The sequence below is a fragment of the Sedimentibacter sp. MB35-C1 genome (assembly GCF_030913635.1).
Classification (GTDB): domain Bacteria; phylum Bacillota; class Clostridia; order Tissierellales; family Sedimentibacteraceae; genus Sedimentibacter.
In genome coordinates this window covers 650,230-670,879 of the sequence record NZ_CP133188.1, presented here as the reverse complement: position 1 = coordinate 670,879, position 20,650 = coordinate 650,230, and the positions used below count along the sequence as shown (strand labels likewise).

Below are 20,650 nucleotides of genomic sequence, written 5' to 3'. Positions count from 1 at the left end.
ATGATTTTTTTGATGCTATTAAAAAAATATATTGACAGATTGTGTACTATTATGTATAATACAGTTACTGTACTAAGTGTATTAATACATATAGTACCATCTATGTAATTGGAGACTAAAATGAAACAGATCAATATAGTACTTACACAAACTAATACGGTTATTTCAAGGACATTAAGGGCAGTATCAAAAAAGCCTTACAATCATATTTCTATATCCTTTGACGATGACTGTAAAACAATGTTTAGCTTTGGAAGAAAGATAACATGGTTCCCGCTGATAGGAGGATTTGTAAAGGAGAATCCGGATAGCGGAGTATTTAAAATGCATCCTAATACAAAATGTAAAATATACAAGCTTGATGTTACAGATGCCGACTATAATATAATTCTTAGAAGGCTGGAGAAATTTTTATCTGAACCGGACAGTTTTAGATACAGTTTTTTAAACTTATTTTTAATTTATATGAATATACCTTTTCAAAGGCACTACTACTATGTTTGTTCAAGTTTTGTGACGTACTTGCTTTGGGGTATTGTACCATTCAATAAAGAAATATCTCTTGTGATACCTGATGACTACAATAACCTTGAGCTTAACGAAGTATATGAAGGAAAACTCATGGAATATGTTAATGGTAAACTGGCATGTAATAATATTTAAGGAGGTGTGAGATGATACAAATAGATAACAACAGCTCAAAGGCTTTGTATGAGCAAATATATGAAGAAATAAAAAGACTCATATTATCAAAAGCACTGAAATCTGATGAAAAACTGCCCTCAGTGAGAGAGCTGGCTTCTATGGTAAAAATCAATCCGAACACAATACAAAAAGCGTATAAGAGCTTAGAAGAAGACAATTATATTTATACTGTCAAAGGTAAAGGAAACTTTGTAAAAAATTCAGAAGAGCTAAGGAGTGTACATATAAAAATTATGGAAGAAAAATTGAGTGAAGCACTTAAAACCTTAAAAAGTATGGGCATGAGCGATGAGTATATAATTGAAATGGTTAAAAAGATGCTGAATCCGGACATGAAATAGGAGGTAGTATGTTAAAAATAGATAATCTAAGTAAAAAATTCGGAGATTTTCAAGTTTTAAGCAATATAAACATAAATGCTGAAAAAAGTCAGATATACGGGCTGGTTGGTTCCAATGGGTGCGGCAAAACAACTTTGCTTAAACATATAATGATGATTTACAGACAGGATAAAGGAAATATTTTTTATGATGATGTACAGGTGAAAGAAGATTCGGAAATTCTAAAGGATTTTTATTATGTGCAGGACAGTCTGTTTTTTCCGTATCAAAGCACACTTGGCAAGCTGTTTGAATATGAAAAACTTATGTACGATAGAATGTCAGAAGAAAAATTTAATGAGCTTGTAAGTTATTTTAATATTGATAAGAATAAAAGTCTGAATAAAATGTCCAAGGGTCAGAAAAAGCAGGCTGCTTTTGTTTTGGCCATTTCATCGAAACCGAGGCTTTTGCTTCTGGACGAAATAGTTGACGGGCTGGATGCCGTAATTAAGAGAAAGTTCTGGGATATTTTGATTAGGGAAGTAATAGACAACGAAATGACGGTTGTAATTTCGTCACATGATTTAAAAGAACTGGATAATATATGTGATAAAGTAGGCATAATGCATGAAGGGAAAATTTTAAGGGAAGAAAATCTTGAAAAAATGAAAGATGAAATAAAAAGAGTCCAGTTTGCTGTGGATGGCGAATTTGATGCGGCGGAATTTGCTGAATACAATATAATCAGGTCCGTTAAAATAGGCAGTATTAATATTTGTACATTGACCGGAGATGTGGACGAATTTGAGAAGAAACTGGAAAGTAAATTTAATGTTCTTTTATTTGATAAACTTTCAATGAGCCTTGAGGAGATATTTATTACAGAGCTGGGAGGTGCAGGTTATGGAACAGAAAAAAAATAATTTGTTCAGCAAACTGTTTTTGAACGCACTAAGCAACAAGAAAAATTGGTTCTTTCTGTCAACGGTAATAATTTTTGTTACAACAATGCTGATTCCATTTATATTGGGATCGGAGAAAGAGTTTTTTATATTTTTCGGTATATTTGAGATTTTTGTATTGCTGTTTGTTAATTGTCTGGTTGATAACAGCTTTTTGCACAATGATTCTAAGCTGGCATATTACAAATCAAAGCCTGCTTCATTTAGAGAGCAGATCTTAGTAAACGTAGCAATAAATTTGATTTTTGCTGCATACATGCTCCTTTTGATTGTTTTGTCAGTAGTCTTCCAAGGACTGGATTACGAGATATTAGAATCTTTTAAACTCATAATTCCATGGCTTTCTACGGGAATATTTTTGGTTTCCTTATCTTCAATACTGGCAGGAAATACTTTGGTTGCAGGGGCAATGACAATATTTAACTTTGCTTTGCCGGGTATAATTTATCTTATAATTCAGTTTATGTTTTCTATATTGGAAAATATAGTTGCCGGGTTCAGCGCAAGAGTTCTTATGAATTACTTCGTAGACTCCTTTTACAAGCTGGAATACATATACTTTGCAGAATATGCTGACAAACCGGTAGATTATATATATTTTCTGTTGCTTGGAATTATACTTGTGGGCATAACACTTTTAATATTTAAGATGTTAAGTAGAAGAAAAAATGAAAACACCGGTAATTTTATAGTGTTTGACGGCTATAAGTACTTTGTATCAGTGCTTGCGTGTTTAATAGTTCCGGCGTTTTTCTCGTTTACATCTTTAAATGAAAATATAATGAACGCAATTATAGTTTCATTGCTCATGGCAGCTCTGACATATTATCTTATAATTGCTGTTATAGAAAAATCTTTTAGAGTTTCAAAGCTTTCTTTAAAAGTATTTGCAGTAAGCATGGTTGTCTTTATCGCCTTGACCGGAGGAACGGTCTTATTTGCCAATCAATACAAAGAAGCCGTTCCTGAAGCAGAGGACGTACGAGCTGTTTATATAGGGAATTCTACATGGGCTCACAAAGAGATAGTGAAATACATGGAGGATGGCGAGTTAAGTGACAGTGATATTTCTGATATATGGAAAAAACAATATGTAATATTGTTTTCAGACAAGGAGAATATTCAGGTTGCAATTGACCTTCATAAGGAAATTCTTGCAAATCAGAATTACAACAAGGATAATTCCTATATGAGTAATATAGTAATAGCATATTATATGAATGACGGCAAATACCTTGTCAGAGATTATAAGATTCAAGATGGTGCAGATGAGGATAATAAAGCAAAAGACGAAATTGCGTATAGGCTGTTAAATTCACAGGAATTAAAAGCTAAAAAGTATTTCTACTTGTATGATGAAAAATATTACTCAGGAAATAAATATGATATAGATGTTGAAATAAGTAAATACGGAATAAATTCAGAAAGTTTTTCTGCAGATATTAGTATAGAGGATATACGTCCGTATCTGATTGAGGATATTGATGGGCAGATCATGGATGTGAAAAATTCATTTACGGCAATGACTGATTACAATTATGAGAAAGACATATCAAGCAAAGAAAGAGAATACTATTTGGAAATAACCGTAGAAGAAAATAACAATGATGAAGACTTAAAACCTTTTATCTATAACATTGAACTAAGTGACGATTTTGAAAAAACAACAGAATACCTGAATATAAAATAAAAAACGGGACGATCTGAGGATCGTCCTTGGTTTTTGAGTTTAGTATGTTTTTGTTGGAGAATATACAGTTGCAGATTCTACGAAATTTCCTGATGAATCATAAACTTTACCTATTACGTAAAGTCTGTATGTTCCACTTGAGACAGCTCTAAGCTTTGTATTTTCACAAGTGTATGCACCTTCTTTTGACCAAGTTGCTATGGTGCTCCAACTGCCAGAATTTGATTTTTGAAGTTTCATAGTTAATTCGCATGAACCGTCACTCGATCTATGTGACATATTAGCTTTGCATTCAGCTATACCTAGGCTATCAATATCAAGCCCTGAGGCTATGCTCATTAAGCTAATGTACCTTGGAGAAATTTCTCCTGAAGTGATTTCATTAACTGTAGCAAATGACTGCACTCCCATCGATAATAAAATAGACATTACGATAATTAAGCTTAGTATTTTTTTCATTTTATTCTCCTTTGTTTTATGATAATTTATATATAAGACAATATAAAATGATAAAATGTAACATTATTTTTAATTTTTCTACGTTTTTTTACTTATACAATAATTTAAAAGGAAACCAATTATCTTATAGATTCGGCTATTTTTATTAATTCTTCGTTAGTTAAGAGGTCATCATTGCTATTAATTACAACTAAGTTTTCATGAAATTTAAAAATTAATGTAATAAAACCAGACTTTCTGTAAATATAACTGTTTTTGTTTTTAATATTTACATTGTATTTTTTGCAGTTTTCGGTATCTATGTTAAATGAAAATGCATTATCGTAATGAGAAATATAGATATAATTATTTTCGTAATTATAATAGGTTAATGTATAAAAACTACCAGATTTATATTTATCGCTTTCAATATATCTTTCAGGAATATACTCTACTGTAATCTCCTCAAGATGCTCAACCTCTTCCTCAGGCGTAAAGGTAGCGTGTGTATCGAAATTTTCTATATAAAAATTTAAGACTTTTTCTCTGAAAGCATCAACAGTGACAAAGGGAATTATAAAACCGGACAACAATATTAAAACAAATGCGGCAGCTTTGAACATTATGCTTTTAAACTTCTTCTTTCTTGCTATTCTGGCGCTGTCCTTACCTAGATGATTATTAATCAGGGCATATATTTTTTTATCCAGCTCATCCTGATTGGGATTAATAATTGATTCGTCTTTTTCAAACATGTCATACAGTTCGTTGTCTTTTTCAGCCAGTGATATGGCAGCTTTTTTAATAAGAAAATCAAAATCATAATTATTGAAATCGCTTTCATTCATTGCACTGTTCACCGCCTTTCAATCTTTGCTTCAGCATATTTACAGCCCTTTGTTTGTATACCCTAATACTTTTTACATTTATATCCAAAGCAGTTGCTATTTCTTCGTAAGAAAGTTCATCATATCCATACCGATATTGTAAAATCGATTTATACGGCTCAGGCATATGTTTCAGTGCTTCTTCAATTTCTGAACCGTAGATTTCTTCGATAATGTCACCATCATTGCTGTGGTAGGCATGTTCAGGTACGCGGCTAAGGTCAACATTTAATTTTTCTTTTTTGACATAATTAATGTAGTTATTCTTGATCATACTCATTAAATATGACTTTATTTTGTAGATATGAATTTTTTGTATCATTTCTATACATTCAACAACCTTGAGAAACGTTGTTGACACAAGATCATTTGCGATATCAGGGCTTTTAGACAGGGTAAAAGCATATTTCCAAAGGGTTTTATTGTACTTTTTATATAAAAATACTGCATATTCGTAATTAGTCATTTCTAAATCGGATTCTTCTGCATCCGATACTGCTAATAAGAAAAACATAGATTATCCTCTCCTGCGGCTGATAAAGCAATTATAACATATTTTGGACAAAGATATACATAATAATTTAAATTTTAGTTAATATTTAATAAAAAAATGCTTGACAAGCTGTTTTGAGGCCTGTATTATTGTAATAATTTAAAATTAATTTCAATGAAGGAGATATGTATGTAATTACCGGCTTGAAGAGAGCTGCTGGTTGGTGTGAAGCGGCAGGCGGATTATATATAAATCACTCCCGAGAACTTTTCTGAAAATAAGTAGGAAAAGCGGCAGACCCCGTTAGAAGGTCTCATTTATTATAATGTAAAGAGAGGTGCTTTTGGCACAATTAAGGTGGTACCGCGGGTTTTCTCGTCCTTTGAGAGAACCTGCTTTTTGTTTGCCAAAAGTAGGAGGAGAATGATATGAAAAAAGAAAATCTAGCAAGTTACACACTTAGTCAGCATGGCGAAGAAATAATACGGGCTTCGAAAAATCTTAAAGGAATTATTCAGAAGACAGATGTTATTTACAGTGAATTTTTTAGCCGCGAGTATGGAAACAATGTTTACATTAAGCCTGAAAATTTGCAGCTTACAGGTTCATTTAAGATAAGAGGAGCGTATAATAAAATATTTGGTTTGAGTGAAGAGGAAAAAAAGAGGGGAATAATAGCTGCTTCTGCCGGAAATCATGCTCAGGGTGTGGCTTTTTCAGCTCAAAAGCTAAATATATCTTCTGTAATAGTAATGCCTAAAATAACTCCTTTAATTAAGATTGCATCCACAAGATCATATGGTTCGGAAGTGTTTCTTCACGGAAATGTTTATGACGAGTCCTATAAAAAAGCGGTTGAAATGTCCTTGGAAAATGGATATACATTTATCCATCCATTTGATGATTACGGTGTTATATACGGACAAGGGACAGTAGGCCTTGAAATACTTCGTGAGTTGAAGGACACAAATGCAATTCTTGTTCCGGTGGGAGGCGGAGGTCTTATTAGCGGAATTGCTCTTATTGCAAAGAGCATTAATCCAAAGATCAAAGTGATAGGAGTGGAACCGGTTGGTGCTATGGCTATGAAGCTTTCGTTGGAAAAAGGCAGTGTTTTTGAAATCGACTCCTGCAGCACAAATGCTGAAGGGGTGGCTGTTAAACGTCCTGGTAACATCACATATGACATAACAAGCAAATATGTAGATAATATTATATCTGTTACGGAAGAAGATATTACGGAGGCATTGCTCTTGCTGGTTGAAAAACATAAGCTCATATGTGAAACTTCGGCTGTGCTCACTGTTGCAGCATTAAAAAAACTTAACATTAAAAATAAAAATGTTGTAAGTGTGCTTAGCGGAGGTAATATAGATGTGCTTACCATATCTTCATTAATTAATAAAGGATTGGTCTCCAGAGGAAGGATCTTTTGCTTTTCTGTAGATTTACCGGATATACCGGGGCAGCTTATGAAAATTTCAAGAATTATTGCCGAATTAAACGGTAACGTAATAAAGCTTGATCATAACCAGTTTAAGGCAAGTGACAGATTCACAAAGGTTCAGCTTGAAATAACAGTAGAGACAACTGGAAACGAGCATATACAAAAAATAATCGCCAGTCTTGCGAAGGAAGGATTTTCTGTCAGAAAGGTGTATTAAGTTTTTTGTTTAATGAGATTGTTTTTTACAATTTAAAAATTATTAATAAATTTTTAAAAAATGTTACGTTTTTGGACTATGAATTGTCTATATAATAAAGGGATAAATAATTAGGGGGAATATCCCTTTCGATAACATTTGATGCCAAGGGGGAAGCATCAGGTGTAAAATACTGAACAGCAGGTATTGAACAGCTGAAAAGTTGTCGGCGCAGGTATGTTGGAGGCAAAGTGTGCGGGGAATCATGCTTAACAGGGGAATTCTTTAAGCTGTAACATGTAATTGGAATTTTTGATGCAATGGCAGTTAAAAGGGGTATTGGAACAAGCTTTAATAAATTCATATAACTCTTCCGGAGGCAGCGCAAAATTTTATAACTGTACTGTCTCCGGAGAATATTTTATATACTTACATTGCTCCCAATACGCTGAACAATAACAACAGGGGGAAGCTGAGTCCTAGCTATTGCAATATTATCGTTGCACACTATTTTTACGGGGTTGTTTTCATCAACAACTATAATATTTCTTGCTGTTACGTCCGTAAGCTGTACGGATTTTACTTGTGAGGCAGAAATAACTATATCGCCAAGGACCACAACATTCTTTATATAAACATTGCCTGTTCCAACGGAATCTAAAATATTCAGGTCGCCTACTACGACCGCACTTGAATAGGTTTCTTCATAATTTGTTATATTAAAGCCTCTCTCAATATTTTCATTATCAATTATTTCATAAATTATTTTAACTGCTTCTGCACGTGTCAACGCTTTTGCAGGTAGGTACAGCCCTTCGGGATATCCCAAGATATATCCCTTGTTGTAAACTGAATTAACACTTGGTTTTGCCCATTCCTGTATTGTTCCATAGTCAGAAAGCAATGCAGCACCGTCACCGTAGGCTTCTCCGGTTGTTATGGCAGAGCTTACAACTTTTGCGACCTCTTCTCTTTTTATAGGGTTGTTCGGCCTGAAGGTGTTGTTTTCATAGCCTGAGAAAAATCCTGATGCAATTGATTTTTGAACTTCTTCGTAAAACCATTCATTATTGCTTACATCAGAAAATCCAAGATCAGTTGTTTTTTCTGTATGCATGGCGCTGTTTAATAATTTTGAAAATTCTGCTCGTGTAATTGTTCTGTCAGGTTTGAATGTTCCGTCTTCGTATCCTGAAACAAACCCAAGATTAACAGCCTTTTCAATCCAGTCTTTTGCCCAGTGGTCTTCTATATCGGAAAAAGCAGCTTTTGGCTTTGCTTCATCATTTATAGTATCCGTTTTCGGTTCTTCTGCTTCAGTATCTAAATTTTCAATGGTTGTGTTTTTTTCTTCCGTAGTTTCTGTATCAGTTATAGCATCAAGCACACCGGCATAAGCAAATGAATTAATGCTTAATATAAGGCACAGACCGGTAACGGATATTTTTTTTATTATTTCTTTCAATTTGTCCTCCTTTTAGACTTTGTGTACTAACGTCACAAATTATAATGCTTCAATTAATCAGACGTGTTTTTAAGACAAAATGTTCCCTGTTTCGTATCTCAATTATAGAATTGTCCTGATAAAAAGTAAATAGGTAATAAAAGACATATGTATGTATTGACTTATGAGCAAAAAATAAATTATAATAGTATAAATGATGTAAGGAAATCGCTGGATGGATGAATTATTTATGAAAGAAGCCTTGAAGGAGGCTCAAAAAGCTTATGATATCAATGAGGTTCCAATAGGAGCCGTAATAGTTCGGGATGGTGAAATAGTAGGAAGAGGCTACAACCAGAAAGAAACGCTTAAAGATGCAACTTTGCATGCAGAGATAGCAGCAATCAAAGAAGCTTGCAGAAAATTGGGAGGCTGGAGGCTGCCCGGGTGCACTATGTACGTTACGCTGGAGCCATGCTCCATGTGCGCTGGTGCTCTTGTAAACGCAAGAATTGAGAAGCTTGTTATAGGCGCTGCAGACTTAAAAACAGGAGCTTGCGGCTCCGTGTTGAATATAGCTCAAACAGATAAGCTGAATCATCAGATAGATGTGAAATTCGGGATTATGGAGGACAGTTGTTCAGATATTCTGAAGAAATTTTTTTCTGAGCTTAGAATATCAAAAAAATCTAAGGAGAGAGCCATGGTTAAATATCCGGTACTTGAAATTAATGTTGACAAACTCAGGGCTAACACAAAAATTGTTACAAAACTCTGCGGCAGCAGCGGTATTGAGGTTGCCGGGATAGTAAAAGTGTTTGGAGGAATCATTCCGGGCGTTCGCGCTATGATTGAAGGTGGGTGCAGGCAAATCGGAAGTTCCAGAATTGAGCAGCTTAAGCAAATAAAAATCCAGGGAATTGAAATTCCTTTGCTTCTTGTGAGAATCCCTATGCTGTGCGAAATAGAGGATGTTGTAAGATACAGCGATATATGCCTTGTTTCTGAGGAGAAAATGTTAACAGCATTAAACAAAGAAGCAGAAAGACAAAATAAAAAATATGGCGTAGTGCTAATGTATGATCTGGGAGATTTGAGGGAAGGCGTATTTACACGAAATGAACTTACTGAGCTGGCAAAGATGACGGAAAATAAATTGGATAGTCTTGTTTTGGAAGGTGTTGGAACAAATCTGAGCTGCTACGGATCGGTGGCACCAACAAATAAAAATCTATTAGAGCTTGCTGAAGCTGCGGCAGAAATTGAAAAAATAATCGGAAGAGAACTGCATATTGTTTCAGGAGGTGGAACTACCACACTTCCTCTTTTGGTCAAAGGTGAAGTCCCAGAAAAAATAAACCATCTTCGCTTAGGTGAAGGAATTATAAATACTCAGGATCTTCCACTTTATTGGAATACAAATATAGAAGGACTTGATAAAGATACATTTATATTAAAGGCTCAGATAATAGAGCTAAACGAAAAGCCTACACACCCTATTGGAGAGCTGACAGTTAACGCTTTTGGAGAGCAGGCTTACTACGAAGATAGAGGTATCCGAAAAAGGGCAATAATTGCATTGGGCAACCAAGATGTTGGAGATTCGTCAAAGCTCGTGCCGAAGGACAAGGATATAATTGTAATGGGCGCAAGCAGCGACCACACAATTTTGGATATACACGATTGCAAGAGAGAATATAAACTGGGCGATGTTGTGGAATTCAATGTATTATATCAGGCGATGTTGTTTACATCACTGTCTGAATATATATGTAAAAAAATAATCAGCAACGATTAAATTATTATTGGAGGAGGAAATTATGCCTATTATTCAAGTTGAAATGCTAAAAGGAAGAACTGTGGAGCAGAAAAGGGCTCTTGCTGAAAGGGTAACTCAGGCAGTTATGGAAACGGCTAATTGCCCGAAAGAAGCTGTAAAGATTATAATAAGAGAAATGGAATTTGAGAATTACGCCCAGGGAGGAGTGCTTAAGTGCGACGATAAATAGCATTGGGGCGATTAATTTTTTGAATAACATAAAAGGGTGCTATAATTTTCAAGATGACAGTGTCATTAATTTGAAAAATATAAGCCCTTTTTACATATAAGTATAAAGGAGTTTTTATGAAATTAATATCATGGAATGTCAACGGGTTAAGAGCATGCGTGAACAAAGGATTTATGGATTCATTTAAGGAACTGGATGCAGATATTTTCTGTCTGCAAGAGATAAAACTTCAGGAAGGACAAATTGAGCTTGAATTAGAAGGATACCATGATTTTTGGAATTATGCCGAAAAGAAAGGTTATTCGGGAACAGCGGTATTAACGCGGGAACAGCCGTTGTCTGAGGCGTATGGAATCGGTATAGGGGAACATGATAACGAAGGAAGGGTTATAACTCTTGAATTTGATAAATTTTACTTGGTTAATGTATATACGCCAAATTCTAAAAGAGCCCTTGAAAGGCTTGAGTACAGGATGAAATGGGAGGATGATTTCAGAAATTACCTTCTTAAGCTCAATGAGCATAAGCCTGTAGTAATGTGCGGAGATTTAAATGTTGCACATAAGGAAATAGATTTAAAAAATCCTAAAACAAACAAAAAAAGTGCCGGATTCACAAATGAAGAAAGAAGCAAGATGACGGAACTGATTGAAGCAGGGTTTATTGATACATTTAGATATTTTTATCCTGACAAGGAGGAAGCATACTCATGGTGGTCTAATTTTGCCAAGTCAAGAGAAAGGAACGTAGGCTGGAGAATTGACTACTTTATAACATCAAAAGAGTTTGAAAATGAACTTTTAGATGCATTCATATACCCTGAATACTATGGAAGCGACCATTGTCCTGTGGGCCTGCTCATAAAATAAACACGAAGTTTATTTACTAATAAATTAAAAATAGTATTTATTATTACGAAAATTAATAAAAAAAAATTATTGCTTATTCTTTAGTTTCTGCTATAATAAAAATGTAAAATGATATGAAATTGAATATGCGCATCAATATAATAGGGATAATATGGTTCCGTAGTTTCTACCAAACAACCGTAAATTGTTTGACTATTGATTTTTTGTATTTGAATTTTATTTATATGATGCGTCTGAATTAACAGGCGCATTTTGTGTTTTATACACTAAATTTTACGAAAGATATAAAAAGCAAACGTCTATTTCTTGCTTTTTAAATATTAAAAAAATTAGGAGAATAAAATGAAAAAATTTCTTAGCATTATTTTATCACTTGTAATGATCTTTTCACTTGCAGCGTGCGCTCAGAAGCCTGCGGCTGAGGAACCTCAATCGGAAGCACCGGCATCAGAGGGAACTGAACAGAGCGGTTCTGGATTATTTCCTGCAATAGCAAAGGAAGATATAAAAGTGGCAGTTATCCATATAGGAAACCCTGCTGACGGATCTGGCTATACATACGCTCATGACCAGGGAATAGTTGGAATGCAGGAAGCACTGGGACTTGATGACAGCCAAATTATTCGCAAGAACAATGTAAATGATACTGATCCTACTGCTACGGAGACGGCAATACTTGAAGCAATAGAAGAAGGAGCTAACATTATTTTTGGTACAAGCTGGGGTTACATGGACATAATGGAAGCTTTAGCAGAAGAATATCCTGAAGTGATTTTTTCACATGGTACAGGATACAAGAGCAACGATACAAACTTTAATAATTATTTCGGAAGAATTTATCAGGCAAGATATTTAACAGGTATTGCTGCAGGCTTAAAAACAGAGAGCAATTTAGTAGGATATGTTGCGGCAATGGGACAGCAAAACTCTGAGGTTACAGGCGGAATTGATGCATTTGCAATGGGAGTGTACTCAGTAAACCCTGATGCAAAAGTATATGTAAAGGTAACTAACAGCTGGTATTCGCCTGAGGAAGAGACTAATGCAGCAAAAGCGTTGCTTGCTGAAGGTTGCGATGTTATTGCACAGCACTGCGATACTCCTAACCCTCAACTTGAAGCTGAAAAAGCTGGTAAGTGGGGAATCGGTTATAACTCAGACATGTCTAAGGATGCTCCTAAAGCAACAATTACATCTGCAGTTTGGGATTGGTCTGCATATTATACTACAGCCGTTGAAAATGTTATAAACGGAACATGGACAAATGAAAATTACTTTGGAGGAATGGAAGAAGGACTGGTTGGTATTTCTCCACTTAATGAAAGTGTAGTTGCAGAAGGAACAGCTGATGCAATTGCTGAAGCAGAACAATCAATTCTTGACGGAAGCTTCAATATCTTTGACGGAGTTATTGAAACAAATGACGGAAGTACTGTTGGAGAAGAAGGCAAGACATTGGACGATGCAACAATTACCGGAGGAATTAACTGGTATTTTAAAACAGTGGAAGTTAAATAATTAATTAAATCCTCTTATTTTCTGTCATTCTGAACAAGAGGTGCAATTATTATATTGCACCTCCTCAGAATGACATTATAATTTATTGCAATTGTCTTGTATTAAAAATATACCGGACATAGATGGGAGTAAACTAATGTCAAACGAATCAAATTATGCTATAGAGCTTAATGGCATTTCAAAAGTGTTCGGCAATGTGGTTGCCAATGACAACATAAATTTAAATATTAAATACGGAGAAATTTTGGCTTTGCTTGGAGAAAACGGATCCGGAAAAACAACTCTGATGAATATGCTGGCAGGTATATACTATCCAGATGCAGGGTCCGTATCAATTGCGGGAAATGAGGCTGCAATCGGATCTCCAAAAGATGCCATAGATTATGGAATAGGAATGATTCATCAGCATTTTAAGCTGGTTGAGATTTTTAATGCTATGGATAATATAGTGTTGGGCACTGATGGAAGGTATGAAAAACCAAAATTACTAAAAGATAAAATTCTAAACATAAGCAATAAATTCGGACTTGAAATTGAACCTGAGAAAAAAATCTACAATATGTCTGTAAGTGAAAAGCAGACTGTGGAAATAATGAAGGTACTATACAGAGGGGCAAAGATTCTTATACTGGATGAACCGACAGCGGTTTTGACTCCTCAGGAAACTGAAAAGCTGTTTACTATCCTTCGTAAAATGAAGGAACAGGGAAGTGCAATAATAATTATTACTCATAAGCTTCATGAGGTCTTAAATATAAGCGATCGTGTCGCAATATTGAGGAAGGGAAAACTTGTTGATACGGTTGAAACTAAAAAAACAAATGAGAACAAGCTTACAGAGCTTATGGTCGGCAGGCCTGTCAGTCTTAAAATAAAGCGGCCTGAAACAACAAACAACAAGACTGTTCTTAATGTTGTGGAGCTGTCGGTAGAAAACGCCGACGGTACGTTAGCAATAAAAGATGTAAACTTTAAACTTAAAAGTGGAGAAATCCTGGGCGTAGCAGGAATAGCGGGAAGTGGTCAAAAGGAACTGTGCGAGGCTATTGCCGGCCTGGTTAAAATAAAAAGCGGAGCAGTGCTCTGTCATAAGGAAAATATTATAGGCAAGACGCCTGATGAAATTATTAAATTAGGAATAAGCATGAGCTTTGTGCCTGAGGACAGGCTTGGAATGGGGCTCGTTGGTTCCATGGGAATGGTAGAAAACATCATGCTTAAATCTTATAAAAACAACAAAGGCCTTTTCATAGATAAAAAACCGGCAAAAAAACTTTCAGAAGAATTAGTTGAAAAATTGGATATAGTAACTCAAAATATTTATATGCCGGTCAGAATGATGTCTGGCGGAAATGTGCAAAAAGTATTGCTTGGAAGAGAGATTGAATCAAATCCAAATGTACTTATAACTGCATATCCTGTGAGAGGGCTTGATATCAATTCTTCATATGTTATATATGACCTTCTTAACGAGCAAAAGAAAAAAGATGTAGCTATTTTATTTATCGGAGAGGATCTTGATGTTTTATTGGAGCTTTCTGACAGAATAATGGTACTGTGTCACGGAAAAGTTCAAGGGATTGTGGATGCAAAAACAACTACAAAGGAAGAAATCGGACTTATGATGACAGGAATGAATTTAACAGGGGGCGGCCATAATGAATAAAGCAAAAATTAGAGAACCTTTATTTCGTACCGTGAAAAGGGCAGAACGTTCAAAGGCGGAGATATTAAGACTCAGAATTATGGCATTTATATTGGCTCTGGCTGCAGGAGGATTGTTTATACTGTGCCTTGGGTTTAATCCTGTAGAGCTTTACGGTACCATTGTATCAGGTGCTTTTAGAAGCAAAATGGCAATACAGGCAACTGTTAAAATTATGATTCCGCTGCTGATTACCTCTCTTGGAGTTATACTGGCATTTAAAATGAGATTCTGGAACATCGGAGCAGAGGGACAAATAATAATGGGTGCGGTATTTTCATCATATTTTGCATTGTTTTACAGTAATTTACCTCACTTTGCGCTCCTTGCTTTAATGTTTGTTGCAGGAGCTATTGGAGGAGGTTTGTGGGGGGCAATTCCAGCATATTTTAAAACGAAATTTAATACTAACGAAACATTGTTTACACTGATGCTGAATTATATAGCTTTGCATGTTATATCATACCTTCGCGACGGCCCGTGGAAGGACCCAGGCTCGTCAGGGTTCCCGAAAATTGCGCGGTTTGCTTCAAATGCTCAAATTGATAAGGTGTTGGGAGTGCAGTTCGGATGGATAATAGCCCTGATACTTGTGGTGGTTGTTTTCGTATATATGAGATATACCAAACATGGATACGAAATAAGTGTTGTGGGAGAAAGCCAATCAACTGCACAGTATGCGGGAATGAATGTCAAAAAGGTAGTTATCAGAACGATGCTAATAAGCGGAGGAATATGTGGACTGTCAGGTGTGATTCAGTCTGCCGGTTCTGACATGACACTGGCTTCTTCTGTTGCCGGCGGAGTAGGGTTTACAGCAATAATAGTTGCGTGGCTGGCTAATTTAAATCCTCTGGGAATATTTCTTGTTTCATTTTTGTTCAGCATTCTTGAAAAGGGAAGCAGCGTAATGCAGTCAACCTACGGATTATCCACATACTCTGCTGCAGTATTGCAGGGAATAATATTGTTCTTTATTTTAGGAAGTGAATTTTTCATAAGGTATAAATTTGCATTGGGACAAAGATACAAAGGAGGGGCTAAGTAATGAACTTATTCATAAATTTTTTAATTGCCGCAGTATTTGCGGGAACGCCTCTTTTGTTCGGTACTATAGGAGAAATCTTGAATGAAAAGGCAGGACATTTGAATCTCGGTGTTGAAGGAATGATGATGATGGGAGCCTGCGCCGGATTTATGGCGGGATATATGAGTGACAGCCTGTTTATTGCACTTATAGCGGCGTTTATGGCAGGGATGTTGGGAGCTTTAATATATGCTGTACTGACCATAACTTTTATGGCAGATCAAAATGTTACAGGGCTTACTCTAACCATATTTGGAACAGGAATTTCGAATTTTGCAGGAGAGTATATGATAGTGAATTCACATACGACTTCACTTAAGCTTCCAGCACAGATTACAATGCAGCTTAACAATTTAAACATACCGGGGTTAAGCGACTTGCCAGTTTTAGGGAAGCTGCTGTTCAACTATAATCCTTTTGTATATTTGGGAATTGTGGTAGCAATTATTTGTGGTTTGTATTTAAATCACACTAAGTCCGGTCTCAACATGAGAGCCATAGGTGAGAATCCTGCAGCGGCGGATGCTGCCGGAATAAAAGTTACGAAGCTTAAGTATATTAATGTGCTTCTGGGCGGAGGAATATGTGGAATAGGAGGAGCATACTGCTCAATGATTATCAACGGAGGAGTGTGGATGAGCAACAGTGTTAACGGCCTTGGCTGGATAGCAGTAGCGCTTGTTATATTTGCTTCGTGGAGCCCTGTAAAAGCAATCTTTGGTTCGTTTATTTTTGGAGCGTTCAATGTTCTAAAATATTATTTTCCAAAAACAATAATTACAATACCAAATGCATTTTACGATATGCTTCCATTTGTAATAACTGCCCTTGTTCTTGTAATAACATCAATTAAAAAATCAAAAGAAAACTCTCAACCTGCCGGCTGCGGAGTGAACTATTACAGAGAAGAAAGATAAATATAATAAATTTTATATGAATTTAAGTGACCTGCCGCATCATTCTCAGACAGTAAAGTATTTCTATATTTAAGAAACTTTAGTTTTGTATCGGAATGATGCGGAGGTCTTTTTTATTTGCAGCTGGGTACATGATGTACAGAATATATTTATGTGCGTTAAATACAATGTATAAAACGGGATTTAAAACAAAAACTAGAAAATGAAGTATGAAGGAGGTATTATGAGGAAGGTATATTTAACGGTTTTATTGACTTTTACACTTTTTTTTGCAAGCTGCAGCATGGCTGGGGGTGTTTCTGAAATTGAAATAATTAATTTAAAAAACGGTGAAAAAACATCTGTTTCCGGTGACAGCGAAATTGCAAAGACAATTTTAAAGGCGGTAAAATCAAAAGATAAGGATTACGATGAAGCAGAAGATTTAATATCCTACGAGCTTATTATAAACAAAGCTTCCGGTGCCGATTATTATAATATACATTTTGATTTAAACAACGAAGAGGCATATATTTCACATGACGAAAGCACATACAAAATTGATGACAAAACAGCATCTGAATTATTTTTAGATGAAAACTTTGCTTACACATACATAGCATCCACATTGTATAATTCTTTTTTGGATTATAATGAAAGCAGGTTAAATCCTAACATTAAGTATGATTGGACATACAAAGATATTGATGGGATATTTGCAAAGAAAAAAGGAGAGATAAGAGGAGATATAAACACAAGTCCCGTAAAAATAGGGGCAAATGATGAGCTGGACATTGCTTATGAAAAGGTTCCGGACAGTCAGGTGGTTCGTGTATATTCTCAGGGAAATATTATAAGCACAGGTACAGATATACAAAGTGCTGTTAGCAGCCTTACTGATGACGGAGAATATACAGTTGAAAGTCATGCTCAGTGGCTGCAGAAGGAGGGCTCAGAATTTTACGGAAGTCAGACGTTAAGCTTTACTGTTGATGTAGACAATCCAGCAAGTATAGAGATTGTTACAAAGGAAAATTACCCGGGGAATATTCTGCTTGTCTATATTCAAAATTTAAATGGTGATGAAAAATTATCCTTATCGACAGAAGCCGTAAAAACAGAGACGGAAATGTACAGCTACAAGGAAAAAAGTATATTCATCTGCCCCATTGATCTATATGCTCAGCCGGGAGAATATGATGTTAATGTTGATATAGTAGGAAAGGCAGGGGATGCTTATACTATTTCAAAGAGCTTTACTGTAATAAGTAAATCTTTTAAAACTCAGTATCTTACGGTCTCTGACGATATGAACGATACAAATAATGATGATACTGCAATCTATGAGTTTTTACAGCTTGTCAAGCCTGCGAGAACAGAGTCTGCTTCGGAAAAGCTTTGGGAGGGTACATTTATTATGCCTGTTGAAGGAGAGCTCACGACCGATTTTGCCGAAATAAGGTATGTGAACAACGAACAGTCTTCATCAAGACATTCGGGGATTGATATCGCTGCTCCTTTGGGAACTGAGGTAAAGGCTCCCAACAGCGGAATTGTAACATTTGCAATGGAAGGGCTTTTGTCTCCGGGAAACACAGTTGTAATTGATCACGGTATGGGAATTTTTACATCTTATTATCATTTTGATACCATTGCAGTTAAAAAAGGGCAGAAAGTATCAAAAGGAGATATTATAGGGACAGTGGGTACGACTGGATTTTCAACAGGCCCGCACCTTCATTATGCAGTAAGCATTTATAATACTTATGTTAATCCATACCAGGTGCTTAGCGGAATAATAGATTAATAATTGTTTACCTTTACTGAATTGTGGTATATACTTAATACAAGTAAATTAATTAGGAGGCGCTATGGATTTTATAGGTTGGGCGTGGCTTGTGGTAATTGCTGCGTGCGTAATTATTGAAGCTTCCACAATGGGTCTTACAACTATTTGGTTTGCTATTGGAGCCTTAGTTGCATGGTTTGTTTATTTAATGAATTTTGACCTTCATGTACAGATCGTGGTTTTTTTGATTGTGTCTTTTGCAAGTCTGCTTCTTACAAGGCCTATAGCTGTTAAAAAGCTGCAGGTAGGTAAAACCAGGACTAATATTGACAGCTTAATCGGAGAGACGGCAAAGGTGGAATCAACAATAAGCAACATAAACGGTGAAGGCCATGTAAAACTAAAGGGACAAATATGGTCTGCAAGATCGATGGATGATGAAATAATTGAAAAAGACGAACTTGTAGTCGTAAAAGAAATAGTAGGAACAAAAGTTATAGTAAAAAGAAAATAGCAGGAGGTAAAGAATGGGATTTATAGGTACAATAATTTTAGTTGTTATTGTTATAGCATTGATTGCAACAAATATCAGAATAGTGCCGCAGGCACATGCTTTTGTGGTAGAGCGCCTTGGCGCATACCAAACAACATGGAGTGTAGGGATACACGTAAAGATGCCATTACTAGATAAAATTGCAAAAAAAGTTATATTGAAAGAGCAGGTTATTGACTTTGCTCCTCAACCGGTTATTACAAAGGATAATGTTACGATGCAGATTGATACTGTAGTGTTTTTTCAGATAACAGATCCAAAATTCTATACTTACGGTGTAGATAGGCCTATGTCGGCAATAGAAAATCTCTCAGCAACCACATTGAGAAATATAATAGGAGATCTGGAGCTTGATCAAACTTTGACATCCAGAGAGATAATAAATACAAAAATGCGTCAGGTTTTGGATGATGCCACAGACCCATGGGGCATTAAAATAAACCGTGTTGAGGTTAAAAATATTATTCCTCCAAAAGAAATTCAGAATGCCATGGAAAAGCAGATGAAAGCAGAGAGAGAAAAAAGGGAATCTATACTTATCGCCGAAGGACAAAAAAATGCTGCTATTCTGGTTTCACAGGGTAAAAAGGAATCACTTATACTTGAAGCTGAAGCAGAGAAGCAAGCTGCCATATTAAAAGCAGAGGCTAAAAAGGAAGCTTCAATAAGAGAAGCCGAAGGTGAAGCTGAAGCAATTCTGAACATTCAGAAGGCAACGGCAGAGGGCTTGAAGATGATAAAGGGTGTACAACTTGACAAGGAAGTTTTAACGTTAAAGAGCTTTGAAGCATTTGAAAAGGCTGCAAACGGTAATGCAACAAAAATTATCGTGCCATCTGAGATTCAGGGGCTGGCCGGACTTGCAAGTGCACTAAGCGAAGTAAGTAAGGAAAAGTAAGTAAAATAAAATGCGTCCAAGTAGACGCATTTATTTTATTTGAAAATATCTTTTGAAAAGGTAATTCTGTTTCTGGTTTGTATAAATTTATCTGATATAACTGCCTGAACAACCAATACAACGCCAATAGCGGAAATAATATCTCCCACACTGACAATAATCCAGTTTCCGATAGTTATTATGTTTCCTAAAAAATGTAATGATGCACCATCGGCAGGAGTAAAGAACAATATCTTTCCGCTGATTAAAAGGTCATGCATTTCAGTTCCGTACAGTCTTGCTGCTGCATCTGCAGCCAGTGGAAATTTAAATCGGTTTGCTAAAAAAACCAGTAAATTAAGGCCTAATCCAACCAAGGGTATAACCATAAATTTCATGCTGATATTTGAAATTAAAAACAATGCTGATAAAATATAAGCCAATAAAAGGAAGACGGAATATAACGATGAATTATAATCAAAGAGGCCAAGATTCATAACTATAATCGCAAGATATAAGAGTGCTGCTATGTATATAAAAGGTTTTCCGCTAAAACTCACATAATTCAGCCTTGAAATTTTTCCTCTTCGTATTAAACCCACAACTATTCCCAAAATTAAGGCTTCAAGAAACATTTTTACCTCCGTTTTTATAAATTAATTTAATTCTACAATATATGTGTAAATATATCAACTTTTTATTGAAAAAGTTTAGTTTATTTAAAGAAAAACATAATAAAATAGCTTGAAACGTTCAATAATA

General features: G+C 35.5%; 21 protein-coding genes, 1 riboswitch and 1 other annotated feature. Of the genes, 15 read left to right on the top strand and 6 right to left on the bottom strand.

What is annotated here, in order from left to right; all coding sequences use genetic code 11:
- Positions 1-120 precede the first annotated feature (120 nt).
- The 4 genes from RBQ61_RS03200 to RBQ61_RS03185 are packed head-to-tail and all read left to right on the top strand — an operon-like array spanning position 121 to position 3,680.
- Complete coding sequence (locus tag RBQ61_RS03200; RefSeq protein WP_308139087.1) at positions 121-663, top strand: hypothetical protein; 543 nt, start codon at positions 121-123, stop codon at positions 661-663.
- 11 nt (positions 664-674) lie between these two features.
- Positions 675-1,046 carry a GntR family transcriptional regulator gene (locus tag RBQ61_RS03195; RefSeq protein WP_308139086.1) on the top strand — a complete coding sequence of 124 codons (372 nt, stop codon included), beginning with the start codon at positions 675-677 and terminating at the stop codon, positions 1,044-1,046.
- Between the two features lie 8 nt (positions 1,047-1,054).
- A complete protein-coding gene (locus tag RBQ61_RS03190) occupies positions 1,055-1,951 on the top strand; it encodes an ABC transporter ATP-binding protein (protein ID WP_308139085.1) in 897 nt (298 codons plus the stop codon).
- Positions 1,932-3,680 carry a hypothetical protein gene (locus tag RBQ61_RS03185; protein WP_308139084.1) on the top strand — a complete coding sequence of 583 codons (1,749 nt, stop codon included), beginning with the start codon at positions 1,932-1,934 and terminating at the stop codon, positions 3,678-3,680. Before RBQ61_RS03190 ends, RBQ61_RS03185 begins: the two co-directional genes overlap by 20 nt.
- Positions 3,681-3,719: 39 nt before the next feature.
- Here RBQ61_RS03185 and RBQ61_RS03180 read toward each other — a convergent pair whose 3' ends face one another.
- From RBQ61_RS03180 to RBQ61_RS03170, 3 genes are all read right to left on the bottom strand, one after another.
- The gene (locus RBQ61_RS03180) at positions 3,720-4,139 is read right to left on the bottom strand and encodes a hypothetical protein (protein WP_308139083.1); all 420 of its coding nucleotides are present in this window, start codon (positions 4,137-4,139) and stop codon (positions 3,720-3,722) included.
- Positions 4,140-4,258: 119 nt separating this feature from the next.
- The gene (locus tag RBQ61_RS03175; RefSeq protein ID WP_308139082.1) at positions 4,259-4,966 is read right to left on the bottom strand and encodes a DUF4367 domain-containing protein; all 708 of its coding nucleotides are present in this window, start codon (positions 4,964-4,966) and stop codon (positions 4,259-4,261) included.
- Entirely contained in the window at positions 4,959-5,519 is a 561-nt protein-coding gene (locus RBQ61_RS03170; RefSeq protein WP_308139081.1) for an RNA polymerase sigma factor, read from the bottom strand. The genes RBQ61_RS03175 and RBQ61_RS03170 overlap by 8 nt, the downstream gene beginning before the upstream one ends.
- A 144-nt stretch (positions 5,520-5,663) precedes the next feature.
- Positions 5,664-5,884: a binding site (T-box leader), on the top strand.
- Between the two features lie 42 nt (positions 5,885-5,926).
- Between RBQ61_RS03170 and ilvA the strand changes: the two genes are divergently transcribed.
- Positions 5,927-7,162 (top strand): threonine ammonia-lyase, encoded by a 1,236-nt coding sequence (gene ilvA, locus RBQ61_RS03165; protein WP_308139080.1) that lies wholly within the window; start codon positions 5,927-5,929, stop codon positions 7,160-7,162.
- 76 nt (positions 7,163-7,238) lie between these two features.
- Here ilvA and RBQ61_RS03160 read toward each other — a convergent pair whose 3' ends face one another.
- Together RBQ61_RS03160 and RBQ61_RS03155 are read right to left on the bottom strand one after the other, a co-directional pair.
- The gene (locus RBQ61_RS03160; RefSeq protein WP_308139079.1) at positions 7,239-7,505 is read right to left on the bottom strand and encodes a hypothetical protein; all 267 of its coding nucleotides are present in this window, start codon (positions 7,503-7,505) and stop codon (positions 7,239-7,241) included.
- Positions 7,506-7,562: 57 nt separating this feature from the next.
- The gene (locus RBQ61_RS03155; RefSeq protein ID WP_308139078.1) at positions 7,563-8,606 is read right to left on the bottom strand and encodes an S-layer homology domain-containing protein; all 1,044 of its coding nucleotides are present in this window, start codon (positions 8,604-8,606) and stop codon (positions 7,563-7,565) included.
- A 214-nt stretch (positions 8,607-8,820) separates the two neighbouring features.
- On the opposite strand from RBQ61_RS03155, the gene tadA reads away from it, so the two are divergent.
- The 10 genes from tadA to RBQ61_RS03105 all read left to right on the top strand — a co-directional run bounded on the left by tadA (position 8,821) and on the right by RBQ61_RS03105 (position 19,909).
- Positions 8,821-10,383 (top strand): tRNA adenosine(34) deaminase TadA, encoded by a 1,563-nt coding sequence (tadA, locus tag RBQ61_RS03150; RefSeq protein WP_308139077.1) that lies wholly within the window; start codon positions 8,821-8,823, stop codon positions 10,381-10,383.
- A gap of 22 nt (positions 10,384-10,405) precedes the next feature.
- Entirely contained in the window at positions 10,406-10,594 is a 189-nt protein-coding gene (locus tag RBQ61_RS03145) for a 4-oxalocrotonate tautomerase (RefSeq protein WP_213926021.1), read from the top strand.
- Between the two features lie 116 nt (positions 10,595-10,710).
- A complete protein-coding gene (locus RBQ61_RS03140; RefSeq protein ID WP_308139076.1) occupies positions 10,711-11,463 on the top strand; it encodes an exodeoxyribonuclease III in 753 nt (250 codons plus the stop codon).
- A 113-nt stretch (positions 11,464-11,576) separates the two neighbouring features.
- Positions 11,577-11,678: riboswitch (purine riboswitch) on the top strand.
- Between the two features lie 127 nt (positions 11,679-11,805).
- Positions 11,806-12,981 (top strand): BMP family ABC transporter substrate-binding protein, encoded by a 1,176-nt coding sequence (locus RBQ61_RS03135; protein ID WP_308139075.1) that lies wholly within the window; start codon positions 11,806-11,808, stop codon positions 12,979-12,981.
- Between the two features lie 136 nt (positions 12,982-13,117).
- Positions 13,118-14,647, top strand: coding sequence for an ABC transporter ATP-binding protein (locus tag RBQ61_RS03130; RefSeq protein ID WP_308139074.1), 1,530 nt, complete (start codon positions 13,118-13,120; stop codon positions 14,645-14,647).
- The gene (locus tag RBQ61_RS03125; protein ID WP_308139073.1) at positions 14,640-15,734 is read left to right on the top strand and encodes an ABC transporter permease; all 1,095 of its coding nucleotides are present in this window, start codon (positions 14,640-14,642) and stop codon (positions 15,732-15,734) included. The genes RBQ61_RS03130 and RBQ61_RS03125 overlap by 8 nt, the downstream gene beginning before the upstream one ends.
- Positions 15,734-16,690: an ABC transporter permease gene (locus RBQ61_RS03120; protein WP_308139072.1), complete on the top strand. Its 957-nt coding sequence runs from the start codon at positions 15,734-15,736 to the stop codon at positions 16,688-16,690. Before RBQ61_RS03125 ends, RBQ61_RS03120 begins: the two co-directional genes overlap by 1 nt.
- A 223-nt stretch (positions 16,691-16,913) precedes the next feature.
- Positions 16,914-18,476: a M23 family metallopeptidase gene (locus RBQ61_RS03115; RefSeq protein WP_308139071.1), complete on the top strand. Its 1,563-nt coding sequence runs from the start codon at positions 16,914-16,916 to the stop codon at positions 18,474-18,476.
- Between the two features lie 64 nt (positions 18,477-18,540).
- Complete coding sequence (locus tag RBQ61_RS03110) at positions 18,541-18,972, top strand: NfeD family protein (RefSeq protein ID WP_308139070.1); 432 nt, start codon at positions 18,541-18,543, stop codon at positions 18,970-18,972.
- Positions 18,973-18,985: 13 nt separating this feature from the next.
- The gene (locus tag RBQ61_RS03105; RefSeq protein WP_308139069.1) at positions 18,986-19,909 is read left to right on the top strand and encodes an SPFH domain-containing protein; all 924 of its coding nucleotides are present in this window, start codon (positions 18,986-18,988) and stop codon (positions 19,907-19,909) included.
- A 35-nt stretch (positions 19,910-19,944) separates the two neighbouring features.
- On the opposite strand, the gene RBQ61_RS03100 is transcribed toward RBQ61_RS03105, so the two are convergent.
- Positions 19,945-20,523, bottom strand: a complete 579-nt coding sequence (locus RBQ61_RS03100; protein WP_308139068.1) for a DUF5317 family protein — start codon at positions 20,521-20,523, stop codon at positions 19,945-19,947.
- Positions 20,524-20,650 lie beyond the last annotated feature (127 nt).